This is a genomic window from Planktothrix pseudagardhii (assembly GCF_904830925.1).
GTDB lineage: Bacteria > Cyanobacteriota > Cyanobacteriia > Cyanobacteriales > Microcoleaceae > Planktothrix > Planktothrix tepida.
The window spans coordinates 809,198-831,639 of record NZ_LR882967.1 but is presented as its reverse complement, the minus strand read 5'-3'; the positions used below and the strand labels follow the sequence as shown (position 1 = coordinate 831,639).

Sequence of the window (22,442 nt, the reverse complement as noted above, 5' to 3'; positions counted from 1 at the left end):
TGATAACTGACAACTTATAACTGATAACTGTTAACTGATGACTGATAACTAATAAAGGAGAAAATAATGGCTAAAGTCAATAATAAGCAACAAAAAAATTATAAAAATCATCAAAAAAACTTCTCTGAAGTTCCTGATAAAAACGCACCTGAGTTGATTGTTCAACAGCTACGAGAACAAAATCAGCAAATCCTGATTAAAACCAAAGATATTGTACAAACAGTAGAACATCTTTCAGAGGGGATGAAATCCCAAACTCGCCTAGCAGAAGAAAGTAGTAGCCAAATTCAGACCCTAACAACCTCATTAAAACATACGGCAACCCAAGCTCAATCCGTTGCTGTTTCCGGGGAAGAATTGGTGTCTTCTATTAATGAAATGGCAGCGTCCATCGAACAAGTAACCGCGAGTAGTGCCGAACTGGCAACGGCCATTAGACAAACCTCAACGTCCGTTCAACAAAGCAGTGTTTCTACCCATAATGTTGCCAATAGTGCTCAAGAAATGGCAACTTCAGCGTCTCAAGTCACCGCATCAATGGTACAAGTGGCTGCATCGATTAAAAGTGTCAGTTTGGACACAGAAAACCTAGCAGCCGCCGTCAACGAAACCGCCGCTTCCATTGAAGAAATGACCAGTTCCATTGGCGGGGTTGCTCAAAATGCCGATGATTTAACGGCCGCCTCCGAAGAAACCACCGCTTCAATTAACGAAATGGCAGCTTCCATTGAAGAAGTGACTGCTACCACAGAAAATTTAGCTTCTACCGTTGAACAAGTTTCAACGTCAATCGAAGAAATGGCGCAATCTGTTGTAGGTGTCGCTCAAAATGGAGAACGAATTACCGAAGCCGCCACCAGTGCAGCTACATCCGCCGAACAGTTAGATCGATCCATTCGTTCGATTACCACCCTGACCCAACAAGCCGATGAAATTACCCGTCGAGTCATGCAGGATGCCGAAGTGGGCGGTAAAACCGTGGAAAAAGCGATTCAAGGGTTAAGTCGGGTACGGGAATCAATGGTTAAATCTTCCGACGTGATTCGAGATATGGGCAAACGCACGAACGAAATTAGTAGTATTGTCGATACGATTAACTTAATCTCAGAACGTACCAATTTGCTCTCTTTAAATGCTTCAATAGAAGCAGCTAGGGCAGGGGATGCCGGACGGGGATTTGCCGTTGTTGCCGAAGAAATTCGTAATTTAGCTGATCGCGCAGCCCAAGCCACTTCCGACATTGCCTCGATTATTAAAGCCTTACAACAGGTTGCCCAGGATGCAGTTAACACGTCTAATGAAGGTTTAAGGGTAGCTGAAGATAGTGGGAGTCTAGCCGAAGAAGGATTAGGAGGATTAAAAAAAATCCTATCGGGGATTGAAAAAACCACTCAATTAGTTAGTCAAATTACCGTCGCCTCCGAGGAACAAATGATTGCGGGTCAAACCGTTGTTAATTCAATTAATACCACCGCCAACCAAGCACGAGAAGTTGCCAAAGCCACCATTGAACAATCTAAAACCACCCAAGGAATTGTGGTTTCTACCCGACAGATGCAGCAAATTGCTAAACAAGTCACCCAAGCAATGAATGAACAAGCTCGTGCTGCCCGTGATGTGATTAAAGCGGCTCAAAATACCACGAATTTAGCCGGACAAGTCCGTAAAGCGACTTTTGAGCAAAATAAAGGGGCATCCCAAATTATGCAAGCGGTAGAGTCCATGAGGCGGGGAGTCATGACCACTTCACGAGCCATTGCAGAACAGTCCGTAGCCGGGGAGCAAATCTCTAAAGAAGCCGAACGACTGGGCAGCTTGATTAATAGTGTTAGCAAAGACATGACTGAACAAGCCACAATGGCATCTCAAACAACCCAAGCCGTTGATAATATGCGGATACAGTCGGAGCAACTGGCGAAAGCCATGAGGGAACAGTCAAAAGCCATTCAAGAGATGACGGGGGCGATTCAAAGCATCACCCAACAAATTAAGTTAATTCGCAGTTCCAATGTAGAACATTCTGCTGTTTTAAGTGAGACACTGCAAGGCATAGAAAATATAGGACAAATTAGTGAACGCCACCGACAAAGCAGCAAGATTATTATGACTGCTGCCACAACCCTCCTCGAAAGTGTTCAAACCCTCATTTAATCAGTTATCAAGTATCCGCATCATCACTAATCAGTTATCAGTTGAGGGTTAGTATTAATCAATTGGATGTTAGGGAATGAATAATTAGTTAATAACAGGAGGTATTGATGAGTGATGAAGGATTGTCTCAACTGATAACTGTCAACTGATAACTGTCAACTGATAACTGATAACTGTCAACTGATAACTGATAACTGATAACTGATAACTGATTATGGCTATTGGTATTTTTACAACTGATATCAATTTAACGATTCGTTCTTGGGATTCTCGATTAATCGAACTCACGGGAATTACTGCGGCACAGAGTTGTGGACAAAAAATTACCGATCTGATTCCTGATTTGGAACAACGGGGTTTACTGGAGCGATTTCAACGGGTGATTACCCAAGGAGTCATTGAAACCCTTGCACCTGCGTTCCATCAATACTTAATTCCCTGTCCCCCTCCGGCGAACTCCAAGCACTTCCAGTATATGCAGCAGCGCGTTACAATTACGCCCTTACGCGAGAAAACAACCATCGTCGGAACCATTGTCACCCTTGAGGATGTCACGGTGCGACGGGAGCGAGAAATTGATCTGGCTCAACATTATCGTCGGGAAATCATTTCCTCCGAAGTAGTTTCCTCTGACGCCGAGGCTCAAGAGCGGAATTTAATGTTTTCCATATCCGATGATCTCAATAAAGGCCTGTATGCTAAGCTGTTAAGCATCTAAATAGGGTATAATGAAAAACCAAGTTTAGAAAAATCAATCAAAAGATGCCTGCTAAAAATCATTTAAATGAAAAGCAAGTAGAGAAACTACAGAAAAGATTGAAAGAGGAAGAAAATGGACAAATCCGAGAAAGAATCTTGATTTTATTATTGCTAAATGATGGTAAAAAGCAAAGTGAAATTGCCAAGTTTTTGGGCTGCTCATTAAACAAAGTATGTTATTGGTGTGTACATGGAGACCCTGACAAATTAGAAAGCCTAAAAGATGAAAGAATGAAAGGAAATTATAGAAAAGCCACAGACAAATATATAGAGATATTATTAGAAACAGTAGAAAAAGAACCGGAAGAATTAGGATATGAATTTGGGAGATGGACAGGAGAAAGATTGGCAACTTATTTAGAACAAATCACAGGAATCAAATTAAGTAGTTCACAAGTGAGAAAGATATTAAAGGAAAAAAAGTATGTTTATTTGTGGGCAAAGTATAGCTTAGAAGAGAAAAGAGATCCAGAAAAAAGAAAATTATTTAAAGATAAAATAGAAGAATATTTGAAAATAGCAAAAGAAAGTCCAGAACAATTACAGGTATGGTTTTGGGATGAAAGTGGATTTAATTTAAGAGTGATAAAAAGAAAGAATTGGTGTAAAAAAGGGAAGAGGAAACAGATTAGAGGAGACAGGAGGAAAGGAAGAGTTAATGTGATGGGAGGATTGAGGTACTCGGATAAAAAAAGATTTGTAGAATTTCTGGATAAAGGAAATGCAGATAATTTTTATCAAGTGTTAAAAAGTTTTTATCAAGAGCTAATTTATGAATGGGTATTAGCGGGAAATCAAGCAGAAGAATTTGTAGAAAAAGGAGCTAAGATCCTGATTATTCTTGACAATGCAAGTTTTCACAAAAAAGAAGAGTACCTAGAAAAAATTAAAGCAGAAATGCCGAATGTCTATTTAGAATTTCTTCCAGCATATAGTCCAGATTATAATTTAATTGAATTAGTCTGGCATTCAGCTAAAGAATATATAGCTCATCGACTCTTTAAATCAGTTGATGAGCTAGAGTGTTTATTACATCAGCTTTTAAATGAAGGACAGTTATCTATTAAATGGGGACGTAAACTTAAAAACAAAGGTAATGCTATAATCACAGTTTAAATACACAACAGCTTAATACCACAGACTTTATGAATGCCCTACAAGATAGTAGTTGGCAAGTCCGAAGGGAAGTAGTAGAGCGATTAACAGCCAGTCATAACCCAGAAATTACCACAGAATTATTACAACTTCTGCGCCAAGAACATCGAAATGCCACCATTGTCAATAGTGTGATTCAAGTTTTAGCCTTGAGTCGGGTGGATTTAATTCCCGCCTTAATTGAATGTTTGCATGACCCTGATCCAGAACTGCGGATTTATGCAACCCAAACCTTGGGACAACGGGATGATATTCGCGCCATTCCTGCCTTAGTTTTGGCTTTAGCCGATACGGATAAAAATGTTCGTTATCATGCCATTGAAGCATTAGGACGTTTAAAAGCGAGAGAAGCCATTGATCCCTTACTCGAAATTGCTCAATCTCAAGACTTTTTCTTAGCCTTTCCCGCCTTAGATGCTCTAATGCAAATTGGTGATCTCTCAATTGCAGGACGTTTAATGCCTTTACTTCAAAAAACTTTGAATTGGCGGGTACGTCGGGAAGCCGTCGATAGCCTAGCAATGCAAGACGATCCTAACTTAACCCAGGATTTGTTACGCTTGCTTCGTGAACAACACCGTAACCCCGACATTCTCAATAGTGTGCTTCAGGTTTTAGTTCTCAGTCATATCGATCCAATTCCCTCCTTAGTGGAATGTTTAGCCGATCCCGATCCAGAACTACGCATTTACACCGCCTTAGCCCTCGGAGAACGCCATGACCCCAGAGCTAAGTAGGTAGGCAGGATTAAGCTATACCATGTAACAATATGTAAAGAAGCCTCGATCAACCATTACAGAGCGTTAGAGCGGTTTACAATCGTTTACATAGTGGCGTTTTATAGAGCCTACCTACTTATTCCGGCTTTAATTCAAGCTTTGGATGATGTTGATATTAATGTTCGGTATCATACCATTGAATCCTTGGGACACCTACGGGCAACAGAAGCCGTCGATAAATTAGTCGAAATCACCCAATCTGGAGACTTTTTCCTCGCCTTTCCCGCCTTGGAAGCGTTGATGAAAATTGGAGACTCGACTATTGGTTGTCGCATTGTTTCCTTATTAGATGATGAGCTATTAGGCGATCAAGTGGCTGAGGTGTTAGGAGAATTGGGCTCTGCTGATGTGGTTACTCCTATCGCCCAGGGGCTGAACAAAACTGATATAGCCAACTCCCCCGTGAGAGCGAATAGTTTAGTCATCGCCCTGGCTAAAATTTATCAACGCTATCAAACTGAATTTGGGGAAGGAAAATTTATTGCTGACCTGACCCGTCGTGCGGTAACAGAGGTGGGAACTCAAAACCTACTGGATACGATTCAACAGGCTAATCCTGAAGAACTCCAGGGGATTGCATTAATTTTGGGATGGTTAGAAGGAGAGAACGTTGCCACCGCCTTAGCCAGACTGTTAAGTTATCCTCAACTGCGAGAATCCATTATTGAAGCCTTAGTTCGCTTTGGGAGTAGCGTAACTCCGTTATTAATTGCTCAACTTGATGTTCCTGATGTCGAAACTCGTAAAGCTGCCATTACAGCCCTCGGTCGCATTGGGAGTAATCAAGCTGTTCCGGCCTTAACCGATTTACTCAGTGCCGACTCGGAATTAGTTATGGTGACAACGGCTGCCTTAGCTCAAATCGGCGATGGGCGAGCTTTTGAAGCATTATTAGATCTCTTAGGACATTCTGATTCCGCCGTGCGTTTAGGCGCGATTGCGGCTCTCAATTCCCTGGGCCATCCCGCCCTACCGCAACGGATTCTACAGTTACTAACTCACCCCAATCCCCTGATTCGGGAGTCAGCCGTCAAAATCGCAGGGTATTTTGCTTTTGGAGAGTGCATTGAAGCTTTATTTAACTGTACCCATGATCCTGAAGAAAAAATACGACGGGCTGCCATTGAACATTTGCCTTACCTGGAGGATGAACGGGTTCTTCCCTATTTAGTCCGAGCGTTAACCCAAGAGGTTCCTTCTGTGCGGGCGGCGGCGGCCCATGCTTTGGGGGATATCGAAGTGAATCAAGCTTTACCCCTTTTATTGAATGCTTTACAGGATAATGATTCCTGGGTGCGGTATCAAGCGGCTCGTTCAATTGGGCGTTTGGAATTTAATCTGTTATCAGAGTCGGAGGCAGAATCCCTTAAACAGGTCTTTGAGATTCTACAACAGCTTGTCAACCAAGATTCTGCCTATCCAGTTCGGGCTGCTGCTACCTCGGCTTTAGGCCACATCGGTGAGGAAAAAGCAATTCCTCTGTTAACGACATTAGTGGGACTGGAGGTCGGAGATGGGGACATTGCCCGGGCGGCGGTAATGGCTTTGGGACGGATTAACAGTACCGACGCTGTTGCGCCTTTGTTAATGGCGTTGAATTCTACCAATGCAGAACGGCGTTTAGATGCCCTTCATGCGTTTCGGGAACGGGGAGGAGAAGAGGCCGGAGTTGCTTTACAATGGATGGCAGCCGCTGATCCAGAGGAAAAAGTGGTTCAAGCTGCGATTGAATCCCTATCTCGGATGGGAACCCCAGAAGCGATTGCTGCTTTGTTGGAATTGTCCGTAGATCCCAGCAGTCGGGAAGCTTGTATTATGGCGTTGGCTTCTCGAAATTTGGAGCATTCCAGCCAGAAACAGGACTATATTGAAGGTATTAGCCAAGGGTTAACCCATCTCCATCCGGCTGTCCGGTGTACTGTTGTTGAAGTGTTGAAACGCCTCAAACATCCTTTTGCTTCGGAAATTTTAATCAGTGCATTGAACGACCAGGATCAAAGTGTCCGTTTATCGGCGGTTAATGCTTTGGTTTATTTGGGAAATCGCTCCTGTACTGAACAGTTGGGGATATTAGCTCGTAATGATCCTTCTGCGGCAGTTCGTCGGGCGGCTCAAAAAGGATTGCATCAATAGTCAGTTATCAGTTATCAGTTATCAGTCATCAGCCATTAATTTTTAGTTTTCAGTTATAGCCAGGAAAAACTTAATTGGGAAGTTCATAGAAACACAAGTTTAGGCTTGCGCTCATCAGTTTATGTCCTAACTGTTGACTAATTACTGATAACTGATGACTGATAACTGATGACTGATAACTGATGACTGATAACTGATGACTGATAACTGATGACTGATAACTGATTACTCATATGCGATTTTCTCCAGAACCCCTGAATTTAAGCGATAATATTTTTATTATTTTGCGAGATCTAATCCATGAACGAACAGGATTATTTTATACGAGTTCTAAGCAAAATATGTTGGCGGATAAGTTATCTAATCGCGTGTTTGAAAATGGGTTAGACTCGTTTTTAGACTATTATTATTTGCTGAAATATGATCCTAAAGCGGATGAAGAATGGCAACAAGTGATTAATAGTTTAAGTGTCCCCGAAACCTATTTCTGGCGAGAGTATGATCAAATCAAGGTTTTGATTGAGGTGTTAATTCCTCAGTATTTAGAGCAGTTTTATAGTCTCTCTTATCCTTGTCAACCCCTGCGGATTTGGAGTGCGGCTTGTTCCACTGGAGAAGAACCATTAACAATTGCGATCGCCTTGAATGAAGCGGGTTGGTTTGAACGAGTTCCGATTGAAATTTGGGCTAGTGATGCTTCTTCTAAGGCAATTGATAAGGCTAAAATGGGATTATATCGACAATATTCATTTCGCAGCTTCCCTGAAGCTTTGAAGCAGAAATATTTTACGGCTGAAGCAGATGGATGGCGGGTTTCTCCTCAGATTCATCGCCGAGTTCATTGGTCAGTTAATAATTTATTGAAGGAGTCTGAAATTCAATATTTAGCTCAAGCTCATTTTGTTTTTTGTCGGAATGTTTTTATTTACTTTTCCGATACTTCTATCCGCCAAACTGTTAATTATTTCTATGAACGAATGTTTAAACCCTCTTATTTGTTTCTGAGTGCTTCTGAGTCTCTCTTAAAACTGAAAACTAATTTTGAATTGGAAGACATTGAAGGAGCATTTATATATGTTAAACATTAAAGGAGCAATTGTGCTGGATTTGAGTCTAATTTATTGATTCCCCTATTGTAATAAAAAAAGGATAAAAAGTCATGAATAAAATTATTCGCGTTTTAGTGGTTGATGATTCTGCTTATGTTCGTAAAGTTATTAAACAAATGCTGTCTCGTAGCCCTTTTATAGAAGTTGTGGGAACAGCCCATGATGGGGAAGAAGCTTTAGAAAGATTAGAACGGACACCGAATGAAATTGATGTGATTACCTTGGATTTATTAATGCCTAAAGTTGATGGGGTAGAGTTTCTCAAAAGACAAATGAAACGACATCCGATTCCGGTGATTATTGTGAGTATTGCCAATGAAGGAGGAGAATTAGTATTAGCAGCTTTAGACGCAGGGGCTGTTGATTTTGTACATAAACCTACGGCTTTAGCGACGGAAAAAATGTATGAATTAGCTGAGGAATTAATTGATAAAGTGAAAGCTGCTGCGAATGTCCCTTTAAAGCGTCTTCCGGTTCCAGCTTTAGGGTCATTAACTTCGGGATTAATTCCGGCTCAACCGGTGTTTAAACCCGGTACAATTGATTTAATTACAATTGGAATTTCCACAGGTGGCCCCCAAGCTTTAGCATTTTTGATTCCTCAATTACCCAGTAATTTTCCGGTTCCAATTGCAATTGTTTTACATATGCCCATTGGTTATACGAAAATGTATGCAGAACGATTAGATCAATTATCCGCATTGAAAGTGGTTGAAGCGGGTGATGGAGAAATTCTCCATCCAGGAATGGTTTTTATTGCCCCTGCGGGACGTCATTTAACCTTTAAACGGGAAGGGAATTCTGTTGTCACCCGTCTGGCTGCACAACCCTTTGATATGCCTCATCGTCCCTCGGTGGATGTTATGTTTCAATCAGCCGCAGAAGTTTATGGTAATCGGCTTTTAGGAATTGTGATGACCGGAATGGGTTCCGATGGAAAACAGGGTGCAGCATGGATAAAATCTCATGGAGGTTTAATATTTACTGAGTCTGAAGAAACTTGTATTGTCTATGGAATGCCACGTTCTGTAGAGGAATCAGGGTTAAGTGATCATTCTTATCCTCTCAATGGAATTGCACAGGCAATTTTAGACGTTTTATGATTGTTCTTGATAACCCCAAAATTAACCTTTAATTTTAATCCTTGATTAACCCTCAATAGGTGTAAAAATGTTACTCACCGAAAAGCAAAAAATAGCCTTATCTGAATTTATGAAAATTGTTCTTTCTCGGAGAACAGCAACGGCATTATCACAATTAATTGGGTCTGATGTGACGATGAAGGTTGCGGAGGTTTCTTTATCTCCGTTGAGTAAATTAATGACCGAATTACCCAACCAGTTCAATGAAGATATTGTCAGCGTTCATCAAATGTTTAAAGGGACAATGAGTGGAGATGCACTCTTACTTTTAAACTATTCTTTTGCGGTCAAACTCACAAACTTACTGCGACCCGATCAAGAAGATTATAATTTACATTTGAATGTTTCTTCCTGTGAAGTTTTAATGGAAGCTGGGAATATTCTCTTAAATTCCTATATTAATATGTTGGGAACTTTAATGGGGAGTCAGTTTACTTTCTCGATTCCAACTTTCCAAATTGAACCCTTACCTGATTTAGTCAAATCTTTAATGATGGGAAAAAATGAAGTCCGTTATGTATTAATGGTGGATACCACCTTCCAATTCTATCATAATTCGGTTCGAGGTTCTTTAGTTTTTGTGTCTGGAGTGATTCCTTTATCTTGTTTAATTAAAGGAATTGAAGCCTCTATTGACTTAGCAATTCCTAATCCCTAATGGCAATAGGAAACAAGAGCGTTTCATTGATTGTCCCGTTTTTTGAGCCGAGTAATAATCCTTTGAGCTTCTTCTTTTCTAGTCCTGAATCCATTGGCACCCTAGAGCCGAATCAGGACGGAACTTGAACCCCATATAGATGGCTCAAATTTGGCCAACATCAGGGGATTCCTTTGATGAAGCTGCATGGGGTTAAACCTTATATTACCGCTAATTTCTCTTCAGCTTGGCGAATTTCCATGATTCATAGTAAAATTAATTCAGCGATTTTAATAAGTTTAATAAGATTTTCTTTAAAACAGTGCATTTTTTTGCTTAATTCATTGATAGCCTTTATTGTCCTTTTTAAGCGTTCCTTTCCCTTTCAATGTTGTTGTTCTTCGGGGTGAGTATAATTTCTCAAAACCGCTCTGAACTGTTGGGATTGAGCTTACGAAGAATGGACAGTTGAGGTTTGACGCTTGACTAATGGGGCGTGGGCTTTTGGCTTAGGCACCCTACAACTTGTTTCCCCCTCCCCCTGTGCTCCCTGCTCCCTGTTTTCGTAGGCAGCTTATGGCTATAATTCAGCTTAACTTGATTAAAATTCTCAGCCAAACACCCTGGAAAAAAGTGTTACCGTTGTTATTAGGTGTGCTGGCTACTGTACCTCTCTTCATTGGCGATGGGCTCCGCCCAGCCGAAGGCTATCGCTTTGATGGATTTATTGTCGGAGTTTTTCACTTCCAAACTCTATTTGATAGCACTTTGAATGTGCCACCCGGTTATAAAGTAGCGATTTATGATGGAACTGAATCAATTTATCGTCAAGCCGGATTTCCTTCTAACTCCACCTTGCAAAAAACAGTTATTGTCAGAGCCTATGGTGCTGACTGGCAAATGGTGGTTGCCTCTACAAAACAAGCAACTAGCCCTTTACCTGTTGTGGTTCTCATCGGAGGCTTAACGTTAATTGGGTTATGTTTATTAGTGGTTTATCTGATTGGAATCAATCAGTCTCAAATTCATCAATTAAAGATAACCAACCAGCAACTGCAACAGGAATTAGAACATAGACAACAGGCAGAAATAGCTCAGACTCAACTGGCTGCCATTGTTGAATCCTCAGAAGATGCAATTATTAGTAAAGACTTAAATAGTATGATTAGAAGTTGGAATCACGGAGCCGAACAAGTTTTTGGTTACACAGCCGATGAAATCCTTGGACAATCGATTAAAAAATTGATTCCCCCAGAATATTACGCCGAAGAACAGGAAATTCTGCACCGTATTCTCCGAGGAGAAAGTATTAAACATTACGATACCAAACGACTCAGGAAAGATGGAACTTTTATTGATGTTTCCATTACGATTTCTCCCCTGAAAGATAAAGCCGGAAATATTATTGGTGCTTCCAAAATTGCTCGAAATATTACCGAAAGCAAACAAGCCCAAGAATCCCTCCATGAAAGCGAACTTCGGTATCGACAACTGATTAATAACTTAAATGCCGGGTTCGTCATTCATGCTCCCGATACTAAGATTCTGTTGTGTAATGCAACCGCTTGTGATTTATTAGGACTCACCATTGAGCAAATGATGGGAAAAACTGCTATTGATCCTGCATGGCATTTTGTTCGGGAAGATGGAACCCGGATTCCCATCGAAGAATATCCCATTAATCGAGTCTTATCAACTCAAACTTCTTTCAAAAATTATGTCCTGGGAATTAATAGTGGTAAACCGAATTTAGTTTGGGTTTTAGTCAATGGTTTTCCAGAATTTGATCATCAGAATAAACTTAAACAAATTGGAATTACCTTTATTGATATTACCAAACTCAAACAAGCTGAAGCTGAACAACAAGAAATGAGCGAGGTGATGGAAAATGCCGTATCAGGGATTTCTAAACTGGATGCCCAAGGTCGTTATCTTTATGTCAATAAAACCTACGCTCAAATCACCGGTTATGAACCGGAAGAAATGATTGGAATGTTATGGCAAAAAACGGTACATCCTGATGATTTAGAGAAACTTATTGCAGCCTATGAGCAGATGCTAAAAGCAGGAAGAGTTGAAGTAGAAGCCACCGGAATTCGCAAGGATGGTTCAATTATTTATAAACAATTAGTCATGATTGCTAACTATGACGAACAGCATCAATTGTTGGGGCATTATTGCTTTATGAAAGATATTAGCGAAAAAGCCCGACTTGAAGCAGAACGCAAACAAGCAGAACTCAAGTTAGAAAAAGAACTGGTGCGAACAAAAACTTTGTTTAATACTTCATTAGATGGCATTGTCGTGATGAATAACCAAGGAGATGCAATCCAATCGAGTCCTCGTTTTGCTGAGATGATAGGTTATACCTTAGAAGAAACCCTGAGTTTAAATGTAGTGGATTGGGATGCCCAATGGACAAAAGAAGAGTTACAGAAAATACTCAAAAACCCCAATTTTATTCCTCTATTTGAAACCCGACATCGCCGTAAAGATGGTTCTGAATACGATGTCGAAATTAGTTACAGTCGCGTCACTTTAGAAGGGGAGGTGATCCACTTTTGTATTTGTCGAGATATCAGTAAACGCAAACAAGCGGAAATTGACCTCCAAATCTCCCAAGCTCGGTTTGCGGGAATCTTAGAAATTGCCAATGACGCCATTATTTCAGTGAATCACCATCAAAAAATTACGTTATTTAACAAAGGAGCAGAACAAATTTTTGGTTATCAAGCTGAGGAAATATTAGGGAAACCCCTGGCGCTGTTGATACCGGAGCGCTTTGCAAAGGTTCATCATCAACATCTTGCTGATTATGCCAAAATCGGAGGGTATGCCAGGCCCATGTCAGAGCGAGGAGGCATCTTTGGGCGACGCAAAGACGGGTCAGAATTTCCGGCCGAAGCCTCCATTTCTAACCTCAATCTCAAGGGTGAGATTATCTTTACCGTGTTCTTGCGTGATATTACCGCCAGACAGGAAGCAGAAGCTGCCTTGCGCGAGAGTGAGGAAAAATTCCGCACAGCGATCGATTTTACCTACGATTGGGAATATTGGCTCGATACAAAAGGTCAGTTTATCTATACCTCTCCCTCCTGTGAACGGATCACGGGTTTTTCACGGGACGAGTTTATCGCCAATCCTAATCTCATCAGTGAAATTATTTATCCTGATGATTTCCCAACCCTAGATAACCATATTTGTAATGACCATTCTGGGGTGGAATTTGCCGAGTTTCGGATTATGACCCGTTCGGGTGAAATTCGCTGGATTTCCCACACTTGTCAACCTGTTTTAAGTCAAATGTCCCACTGTCTCGGCCTACGAATCAGTAATCGAGATATCACTGAGCAAAAGCGAATTGAAGCCGAACGTCAACAAGCAGAACAAGCCCTTCGGGAAAGTGAAGCTCGGTTTCAAGCTTTTATGAATCATAGTCCGGCTCCAGCCTGGATTACTGATATGGATGGCTTGATCCTCTATATCAGCCAAACCTATTGTCACAGTTTCCAGTTACCGACTGAAGATCTTCTCGGTAAAACCATCTTTGAAATCTATCCCACTAACATTGCCCAACAATTTTTGGACAATATCTTAACCGTTAGTCGAACCCGTGAGGTGCTCAAAACGATTGAGATCGCACCCCGTGCCGATGGTAGCCTTGGTGACTTCCTCGTCTATAAATTTCCCATTCCTGACGCATCGGGACAAATCCTGATTGGGGGAGTCGCCATCGATGTCACCCAACAACACCAAGCTGAAACCGCTTTACATCTGAGTGAAGAACGGTTGCAACTGGCCCTAGAAGCGTCTGGAGATGGACTCTGGGATTGGAATATTGAACAGGGAGATATTTATTTAAGTCCTTGCTATCAGGAAATGCTGGGCTACCAAGCGGGTGAGTTACAGATGGATTTTAATCTCTGGGTTGAGATGATTCATCCCGATGATCGATCCTGGGCTTCGGAGTGTTTGAATGCTCATTTAAAAGATAGTTCTGTTCCTTATGCCTTGGACTATCGTTTTCGGTGTAAATCGGGGGAGTGGAAATGGATTGCCAACTATGGGAAAGTTGTGGCTTATAATGCTCAGGGTCAGCCCATCCGCATGATTGGAACTCATAAAGATATTAGCGATCGCAAACAAAAAGAAATTGCCCTGAGACAGGCGATGGAAGCCGCAGAACAAGCTAATCTTGCCAAAAGTATTTTTCTTGCTAATATGAGCCACGAACTTCGTACTCCCCTGAATGTAATCTTGGGATTTGCTCAAGTAATGTCCCATGACTCCTCTTTAACCCCTAACCAGCAAGAAGATCTACAAACCATTCGACGCAGTGGCGATCATCTTTTGAATCTGATTAATGATGTTTTGGATCTCTCCAAAATTGAATCGGGACACTGCACCTTGGAAGAAAGTGATTTTGACTTAATTGCGTTGCTGCATTCTCTTCGGAATATGTTGGCAGAACGAGCCAGTTCTAAAGGACTTGATCTTTATTTTGATATTGCTCCCGATGTGCCTCAGTTTATTAGAGCGGATGCTCAAAAATTGCGTCAAGTTTTAATTAACCTGTTGGGTAATGCGATTAAATTTACCCATCATGGCAGTATTACCTTACAAGTTAGGGGTGAGCTTAGTCCTGAAGAAAAATCGAGTCCGTGCTGGATTCTTCAGTTGGCTGTGATTGATACCGGGGTCGGAATTGCACCGGAAGAACTGGATACGATCTTTGATGCCTTTGTGCAGGCTCAAGCCGGAAAACAAGCTGTGAGTGGAACAGGATTAGGATTAACCATCAGCCGAAAACTCTTGCGACTGATGGGCGGAGACATTGCGGTTCGGAGTACAATAGGCAAGGGAACGACCTTTAGTTTTACTCTTCCGGTGAGCCTGAGTGATGGAGGTGATATTGCAAGCGAACACAATGAGTGCCTGATCATTGGATTAGCTCCCAACCAACCCCATCGTCGGATTCTTGTGGTTGATGATCGCTCCGAAAATCGTTTATTGATTGTCAGACTGTTAACACAATTAGGATTCGAGGTACGGGAAGCGTGTAATGGACAGGAAGCGGTACAACTGTGGCAGGAATGGCAACCGGATCTGACTTGGATGGATATTCGGATGCCAATTCTGGATGGATACGAAGCGACTCGGCAAATTCGGGCGATGGAACAGGGCCAAAGTAGTATTATTATAGCCCTAACTGCACAGGCGTCCCGAAGCGATCGCACTCTCGCCCTGGCTGCGGGTTGTAATGACTATATGAGTAAGCCTTTCCGAGAACAAACTTTATTTCAGAAGATGGCCCAATACTTGGGCATTGAGTATCGTTATGCTGAAGTTGTAACACCGGAAGTTTCCCCGTCGCATTCCAAGCACTTGACTCCAGAAGAGGTAAAAGTGATGCCCCCGGAATGGATTATTCAAGTCCATGAGGCAGCACTGGATCTCAATGATCATCAAATCCTAGAATTGATTGCGGAAATTCCACCCAAACATCAACCTCTAATTGAGGCGATGACTTCCTTAGTTGATAACTTCCAACTCGAAGCGATCGCAATTCTTACGAAGATTGAGGGGTAAGCTAATGACAACTCTACTCAAATACCCGACTCAAACGAATATTTTGATTGTGGATGATACACCGGATAATCTCCGCTTGTTAGCCAAAATCCTAGAATCTCAGGGTTATATTGTTCGGAAATCCCTGAATGGGAGAATGGCACTGCAAGGGGTGCAGCGTGATCCACCCAATCTAATTTTGCTCGATATTAATATGCCGGAAATGAATGGGTATGAAATTTGTGAAAAGTTAAAAGCATCGGAATCGACGGCTTACATTCCGGTGATTTTTATTAGTGCCCTGGAACGTTTGGAAGATAAGGTGCGGGCTTTTGAATTGGGGGGTGTGGATTATATTACGAAACCGTTTCAAGAACAGGAAGTTTTAGCCCGGGTTAAAAATCAATTATTAATTCAACAACAACATCAACAATTAATTGAACAAAATCAACGGTTAGAACAAGAAATTAAAGATCGGTTGAAAGCGGAAGCAGAAGTGAGAAAATTGTCTTTAACGGATGATTTAACCGGACTTTATAATCGACGAGGCTTTTTTTTACTCGCAGAACAACAATTAAAAATTGCACGACGCACCCAAACGCCTTGCTGTGTTTTATTCGCCGATTTAGATGGGTTAAAGAAAATTAATGATACCCTCGGACATGAATTGGGAGACCGAGTAATTATGGATGCGGCTCAAATTCTCAAGGAAACCTTTCGAGATGCTGATATTGTGGCGCGACTGGGGGGAGATGAATTTTCTCTTTCCCTGTTCCCTGTTCCCTGTTCCCTATCAACTGAATTTCAGCCCGAACCATCGGTTCACCGATTATCCGATTTAATGTAAATCTTAATTGTTCGCAAATATGTTGCATAATTCGATTATCACTGAGGATTTCTGCAAAAATCAGAGGCATTTTTTCCTGAGTACCAATGTTAAGCAATTGTCGTAGTAATTCCGTCCCAATGCCTTGACGTTGGTAACTATCACTCACCAGTAAAGAAAATTCTACCTCATCGTTTCCATAGCCTTTACTCAGGCGCCCGACCCCAATAATTTTATTTTCGACCGTTTCGGGGTTTTGATATTCTGCCACTAATGCCATTTCCCGATCATAATCAATAAAACACAGCCGCGATAACCGTTCATGGGTAATTCGAGAACTGAGTTTGACCAAATGAGCATAACGAAGATAGACGCTTTCCTCGGATAAACTTTCGTCAAACTTGACCATTAACGGTTCATCTTCAGGACGGATGGGGCGAATGGTAATTGCTATGCCCTGCTTTGATGTCCAATGGGTGATATATTGGCGAGGATAGGGACGAATGGCTGGTTTTGGTAATGCTTCGGGTTTCGTCTCTGGGGAATGTAACACCACTCGTGCATCTAAGGCGATTAACTCGTTTTCCGAAGCGAGTAGAGGGTTAATATCAATTTCTTTAATCCAAGGGTGTTCAACGACTAAATGAGAAAACCGAACTAATAACTGTTCTAAAGCTTCCATATCCACTGAAAGCCTTCCCCTCACGCCTAATAAAGCTTTATAAATTTTCGTTTGTTCCATCATCCGACGGGCAAGGGTGGTATTTAACGGAGGTAAAGCTAAGGCTCGGTCTTTAAACACTTCTACCAATTGTCCCCCCATGCCAAATAACAACACCGGGCCGAATTGGGGGTCAAGGCTACTACCAATAATTAATTCATAGCCTTCTAATTTAATCATCCGTTGTACCGTCACCCCTTGGAAATGTTCTGGCCCGACTTGTTGGGTAACAAAGGTTTCAATGGCGGTGTAGGCTTGCCGCACAGCTTCGGCGGTATTGAGGTTGAGTTGGACTCCACCCACATCGGTTTTGTGTGTAATCGTTTTGGATAACAATTTCAACACGACGGGATACCCTAACTGCTCCGCCACATCAACGGCTGCATCGATATTTGAGGCGATACAGGTTTGTACGGTGGGAATGCCATAGGCTGAGAGGAGACGTTTGGATTCAAATTCAGTTAGAAGAGTTCGCCCCTCGGCTAAAACAGAACCAATCAGATGTTGGACACAATCACAAACTAGACCATCATCTTCATGGATTTTGGGTAAACTGGGGGTTTCATACAAGCCTTTTAAATTGTAGGTGTAGCGCCACATATAGTTAAACATCCGTACCGCCGAGTCGGGATAGGAAAAGGTGGCAATATTGGCTTGATTGAGAATTTTAATCCCCGATGCCACATCCGCCCCCCCCATCCAACTCGCTAAAATCGGTTTATTGGGCATTTTCATACAACGATATTTCAACTGTTCCGCCGTTTTGCTGGGGTCAGTCATGGATTGGGGAGTTAATATCACTAAAATACCATCACTATTCGGATCTTGAACCACGATATCAAAGGCTTTGGCATAGCGTTCGGGGTCAGCATCTCCTAAAATATCAATGGGGTTATTATGACTCCATTGGGGAGGTAACACTTGATTCAGGGCTTCAAGGGTTGCAGAGGAGAGTTGAGCGAGGGTGCCACCTTCTCCAATTAAGGTGTCTGTGGTTAATACCCCTGGCCCTCCAGCATTGGTTAAAATCGTGAGTCGTGGGCCTTTGGGTCGGGGTTGTTTGCTCAGGAGTTCGGCAATGGAGAACAAATGGGCAATATGATAGACCCGCAGAATTCCGCAGCGTCTAAAGGCGGCATCCAACACATCATCGCTTCCCGCTAAAGCTCCAGTGTGGGAGGCAGCGGCTTTGGCGGCGGCTTCAGTGCGTCCGGCTTTAATCACAATAATCGGTTTGGTTAGGGCGACTTCTCGCGCCGCCGATAAAAAAGATCGGGCATCCCCGATGGATTCCATATAAATAACAATACTTTGAGTTTGGGGATCATTGCCTAAATAATAAATTAAATCTCCCCAACCAATATCTAACATTGAACCAATGGAAACGAAGGCACTAAATCCAACATTTTCTCGGAAACTCCAATCTAAAATAGAAGTACATAAAGCTCCACTTTGACTGATAAACCCAACATTTCCGGGTTTAGCCATTGCACTGGCAAAAGTGGCATTTAATCCCGTTAAGGGATTCATTAATCCTAAACAGTTGGGGCCAATAATTCGCAGTTTACTCGATTGAGCAATTTGCAAAATTTTCTGTTCTAATTCTAAGCCTTTTTGCCCAATTTCTTTAAATCCTGCTGATAGAATAATTACCCCTTTAACACCGACATCGACACACTCTTGGATCACGGCGGGAACACTCGCCGCTGGGGTAGCAATAATGGCTAAATCAACGGGTTCCGGGGTGTCTTTAATACTAGAATATGCTTTGATTCCCAAAATACTATTGCGATGCCGATTAACCGGAAAAACCGTGCCACCAAAGGGACTACTAATTAAATTCCAAAGGAGGGTTCTACCGACACTATTGGGTTTTTCAGTAGCCCCAATAACGGCAACTGTTTTGGGATTAAAAATAGCATTTAGAGATTGATGTTCGTAGCGTAAAACATCATGGGCTGGATCAGAGATTCGCGTTGCTGTGGTTTGCATAGACCACTCCTTATACGGGGCACTGGAATGAGGGAAAAATAACAAAAAATTTTGTAGTTTTAAGCACGTTATTCCAGCTTTTATTCTTTTCCATTATAATCTAATCTTTCAGGAAATCTCTGATCCTTATAAAGTTTCAAGATTTGTCCAGGGATCAGAAAAAGCGATCGCAACTAACCCAAAGGCTGATCACGGTTTCCCTGTAACACTGTAACAAATTTCCGGTTAAGGTTGAATGAAAACTTTCTGGGACTGATCTTTCCTGGCTGTTTCTATCCGTTTAATCAAATTAAGTTAAAAAGTATGAAAATTCTGAGAAAAAATTGTAATAATGAATAAGATCAACAGTCAATTACAGCTTGAGTCATCAGTGGGTTTAGGGCATCCATCCCCATCACCCCGTCCTTTTAGAAAAAATGGGTATCCCGGTTCAAAACTGAGGTCTTATTAAGAAAAATTAAATTAAAACTTTAATCTTAAAAAGATCTTAAATTTTACGCGGATCACATCAGATCATCAACAACAGCCATTTTCAACCCCAACCTTTGAACACACCTCTCTAGGACTGAGTTTTCCCTAGAGGTTCATCAGTTTGACTCACCACTTTAATCTTAAATTTCTATTAAAATTTTGTTGAGTTTCTGAGTTCCAGATTCCAAAATCAATAAAACCGATTATCATATAAAGTCAGGACAAAAAAACCTAAATCTAACCCGAAGGGGACGACTAATGATAGATAAAGTCACAAACATTGATGAACTTGAAGCCCTCATAAAACGGGTGAAAGTGGCAGAAGAAAAGTATGCAAGCTATACTCAAGAACAGGTAGACTATATCTTTAAAAAAGCAGCCCTCGCCGCGAATGCTGCCCGTATTCCCTTAGCAAAAATGGCTGTCGAAGAAACGGGAATGGGGGTAGTCGAAGATAAAGTCATCAAAAACCATTTTGCCTCAGAAATTATCTACAATAAATATAAACACGATAAAACCTGTGGAGTCATCGAAGAAGACAAATCCTTTGGATTCCAAAAAATCGCTGAACCCGTTGGTATTTTAGCCGGGATTGTTCCCACCACAAACCCCACATCAACGGCAATTTTTAAAGCTTTAATTGCGCTTAAAACTCGCAACGGGATTATTTTTTCTCCCCACCCCCGCGCCAAACATTGTACCGCCGCCGCCGCTAAAATAGTTCTTGATGCTGCCATCGAAGCTGGTGCCCCAGAAGATATTATGGGTTGGATTGATGAACCCACTGTTCCCCTGTCTCAAGCTTTAATGCAGCACCCGGATATTAAATTAATTTTAGCCACCGGAGGGCCGGGAATGGTACGGGCTGCCTATTCTTCTGGTAATCCTTCCTTGGGTGTTGGCGCCGGAAATACCCCCGCTTTAATTGATGATACCGCCCATATTAAAATGGCTGTTTCCTCAATTATTATTAGTAAAACCTTTGATAATGGCATGATTTGTGCCAGTGAACAATCGGTGATTGTAGTTGATTCCGTTTATGAAGAAGTCAAACAAGAATTTACCCTGCGCGGCGCTTATTTCCTTACCGCAGAAGAACGGGAACGCATGGCAAAGGTTATCTTTATTAACGGACATTTGAATGGAGAAATTGTCGGTCAACCCGTGCAGAAATTAGCAGCTTTAGCTGATATTACAATTCCCGAAGAAACACGGGTGATTATTGGGGAAGGAATCAATGTTGACGAAAATGATCCCTTTTCCCATGAAAAACTTTCTCCGATTTTAGCCATGTATCGGGCAACAAATTTTGAGGATGCAGTTGCCAAAGCGGATACTTTAGTTCAATTAGGAGGACGAGGACACACCGCCGCTCTCTACACTTCTCCCAGTAATCTTGATCATATTAAACGCTTTGAAGATACCGTTCAAACGGCACGGGTTTTAATTAATACCCCATCCTCTCAAGGGGCAATTGGAGATATTTATAACTTCCGTCTTGACCCTTCTTTAACTTTAGGCTGTGGCACTTGGGGCGGTAATTCCATTAGTGAAAACGTTGAACCTCGGCATTTATTAAATATTAAAACCGTCGCAGAACGTCGGGAAAATATGCTGTGGTTTCGTATTCCTCCCAAAGTTTATTTCAAATATGGATCATTACCCGTTGCCATTCGAGAATTAGCCGGAAAACAACGGGCATTTATTGTCACCGATAAACCCTTATTTGATATCGGGGTAACAAATTCTCTGGAGGAAGTTTTAGAGGAAATTGGGCTTAAATATGATGTTTTCTACGATGTTGAACCCGACCCCTCTTTAGATACAGTACAACGGGGATTAACCTTAATGAATACGTTTAAACCCGATGTGATTATTGCCATTGGTGGAGGTTCTCCGATGGATGCAGCTAAAATTATGTGGTTAATGTATGAACACCCGGATATTGAATTTGAAGGGTTAGCCATGCGGTTTATGGATATTCGGAAACGGGTTTATGAACTGCCTCCGTTGGGCGATAAAGCAATTTTAGTTGCAATTCCTACCACATCGGGAACGGGTTCAGAAGTCACACCGTTTGCTGTTGTGACAGACCGACGCACAAATATTAAATATCCCTTAGCGGACTATGCTTTAACCCCAAATATGGCAATTATTGACCCGGAATTAGTGTTAAATATGCCAAAAAGTTTAACGGCTTTCGGGGGAGTTGATGCCTTAACCCATGCCATCGAATCTTATGTTTCGGTGTTAGCTTCGGAATATACCAATGGGTTAGCTTTAGAAGCGATTCGGTTAATCTTTAAATACCTGCCCAGTTCCTATGAAAATGGGGCAAAAGATCCGAAAGCACGGGAAAAAATGCACTATGCGGCGACGATGGCAGGGATGGCATTTGCGAATGGATTTTTAGGGATTTGTCACTCGTTAGCCCATCAATTAGGCGGAACATTCCACATCCCACACGGATTAGCGAATGCGTTATTAATTAGTTATGTTATTCGTTATAATGCGACGGATGTTCCCTTCAAACAAGCGACTTTTTCTCAATATAAATATCCGAATGCCAAATGGCGCTATTCTCGGATTGCTGATTATCTACGCTTAGGCGGAGAAACGGAAGATGAAAAAATAGATCGGTTAATTCTGGCTATTGAAGAATTAAAACGGTTAGTGGGAATTCCGGCTTCCATTCAAGAGGTTTTAACGGATAAAACCGAAGCAGAATTTATGGCAAAATTAGATGAAGTTGCAGACCAAGCTTTTGATGATCAATGTACCGGGGCTAATCCTCGTTATCCGTTGATTAAAGACTTGAAACAACTGTTAATTGATGCTTATTATGGTCGTCCTTTAGTGTCATCTGATTATAATGGCGATCGCATTTTCCCCAACTTTGAACCTCAACCGATGATGATTGGCGGTTAAAGACATTAAGCTTTAACCTGCGATAGCCTAGCAACCGTCTATTGGTATCGCAGGTTAATTTTATTGATCAT

The 22,442-nt window shown here is 41.7% G+C and carries 11 protein-coding genes and 1 pseudogene; 11 read left to right on the top strand and 1 reads right to left on the bottom strand.

Going from position 1 to position 22,442, the window contains the following annotated elements; genetic code table 11:
• Positions 1 to 66: 66 nt before the first annotated feature.
• The 10 genes and pseudogenes from NMK36_RS03425 to NMK36_RS03380 form a co-directional block, all read left to right on the top strand.
• Complete coding sequence (locus NMK36_RS03425; RefSeq protein WP_254172994.1) at positions 67 to 2,151, top strand: methyl-accepting chemotaxis protein; 2,085 nt, start codon at positions 67 to 69, stop codon at positions 2,149 to 2,151.
• 214 nt (positions 2,152 to 2,365) lie between these two features.
• Positions 2,366 to 2,869 carry a PAS domain-containing protein gene (locus tag NMK36_RS03420; RefSeq protein ID WP_254172993.1) on the top strand — a complete coding sequence of 168 codons (504 nt, stop codon included), beginning with the start codon at positions 2,366 to 2,368 and terminating at the stop codon, positions 2,867 to 2,869.
• Between the two features lie 44 nt (positions 2,870 to 2,913).
• The gene (locus NMK36_RS03415) at positions 2,914 to 4,026 is read left to right on the top strand and encodes an IS630 family transposase (protein WP_254172743.1); all 1,113 of its coding nucleotides are present in this window, start codon (positions 2,914 to 2,916) and stop codon (positions 4,024 to 4,026) included.
• Positions 4,027 to 4,055: 29 nt separating this feature from the next.
• Entirely contained in the window at positions 4,056 to 4,802 is a 747-nt protein-coding gene (locus NMK36_RS03410) for a HEAT repeat domain-containing protein (protein ID WP_254172992.1), read from the top strand.
• Positions 4,803 to 4,895: 93 nt separating this feature from the next.
• Positions 4,896 to 6,977 carry a HEAT repeat domain-containing protein gene (locus tag NMK36_RS03405; protein ID WP_254172991.1) on the top strand — a complete coding sequence of 694 codons (2,082 nt, stop codon included), beginning with the start codon at positions 4,896 to 4,898 and terminating at the stop codon, positions 6,975 to 6,977.
• Positions 6,978 to 7,210: 233 nt separating this feature from the next.
• Entirely contained in the window at positions 7,211 to 8,065 is an 855-nt protein-coding gene (locus NMK36_RS03400; RefSeq protein WP_254172990.1) for a CheR family methyltransferase, read from the top strand.
• Positions 8,066 to 8,136: 71 nt separating this feature from the next.
• Positions 8,137 to 9,189 (top strand): protein-glutamate methylesterase/protein-glutamine glutaminase, encoded by a 1,053-nt coding sequence (locus tag NMK36_RS03395; RefSeq protein ID WP_072720363.1) that lies wholly within the window; start codon positions 8,137 to 8,139, stop codon positions 9,187 to 9,189.
• A 67-nt stretch (positions 9,190 to 9,256) separates the two neighbouring features.
• The gene (locus NMK36_RS03390) at positions 9,257 to 9,886 is read left to right on the top strand and encodes a hypothetical protein (RefSeq protein WP_072720364.1); all 630 of its coding nucleotides are present in this window, start codon (positions 9,257 to 9,259) and stop codon (positions 9,884 to 9,886) included.
• A 555-nt stretch (positions 9,887 to 10,441) separates the two neighbouring features.
• Positions 10,442 to 15,454 (top strand): PAS domain S-box protein, encoded by a 5,013-nt coding sequence (locus NMK36_RS03385; protein ID WP_254172989.1) that lies wholly within the window; start codon positions 10,442 to 10,444, stop codon positions 15,452 to 15,454.
• A 4-nt stretch (positions 15,455 to 15,458) separates the two neighbouring features.
• Positions 15,459 to 16,142, top strand: a pseudogene (locus tag NMK36_RS03380) (GGDEF domain-containing response regulator); the annotation flags it as partial.
• Here the strand turns inward: NMK36_RS03380 and NMK36_RS03375 are convergent.
• Entirely contained in the window at positions 16,138 to 18,972 is a 2,835-nt protein-coding gene (locus NMK36_RS03375) for a bifunctional acetate--CoA ligase family protein/GNAT family N-acetyltransferase (protein WP_254172988.1), read from the bottom strand. The pseudogene NMK36_RS03380 and the gene NMK36_RS03375 sit on opposite strands and share 5 nt — an antisense overlap.
• Positions 18,973 to 19,701: 729 nt before the next feature.
• Here NMK36_RS03375 and adhE point away from each other — a divergent pair.
• Positions 19,702 to 22,371, top strand: coding sequence for a bifunctional acetaldehyde-CoA/alcohol dehydrogenase (gene adhE / locus NMK36_RS03370; RefSeq protein ID WP_254172987.1), 2,670 nt, complete (start codon positions 19,702 to 19,704; stop codon positions 22,369 to 22,371).
• The last annotated feature ends 71 nt before the right edge of the window (positions 22,372 to 22,442 follow it).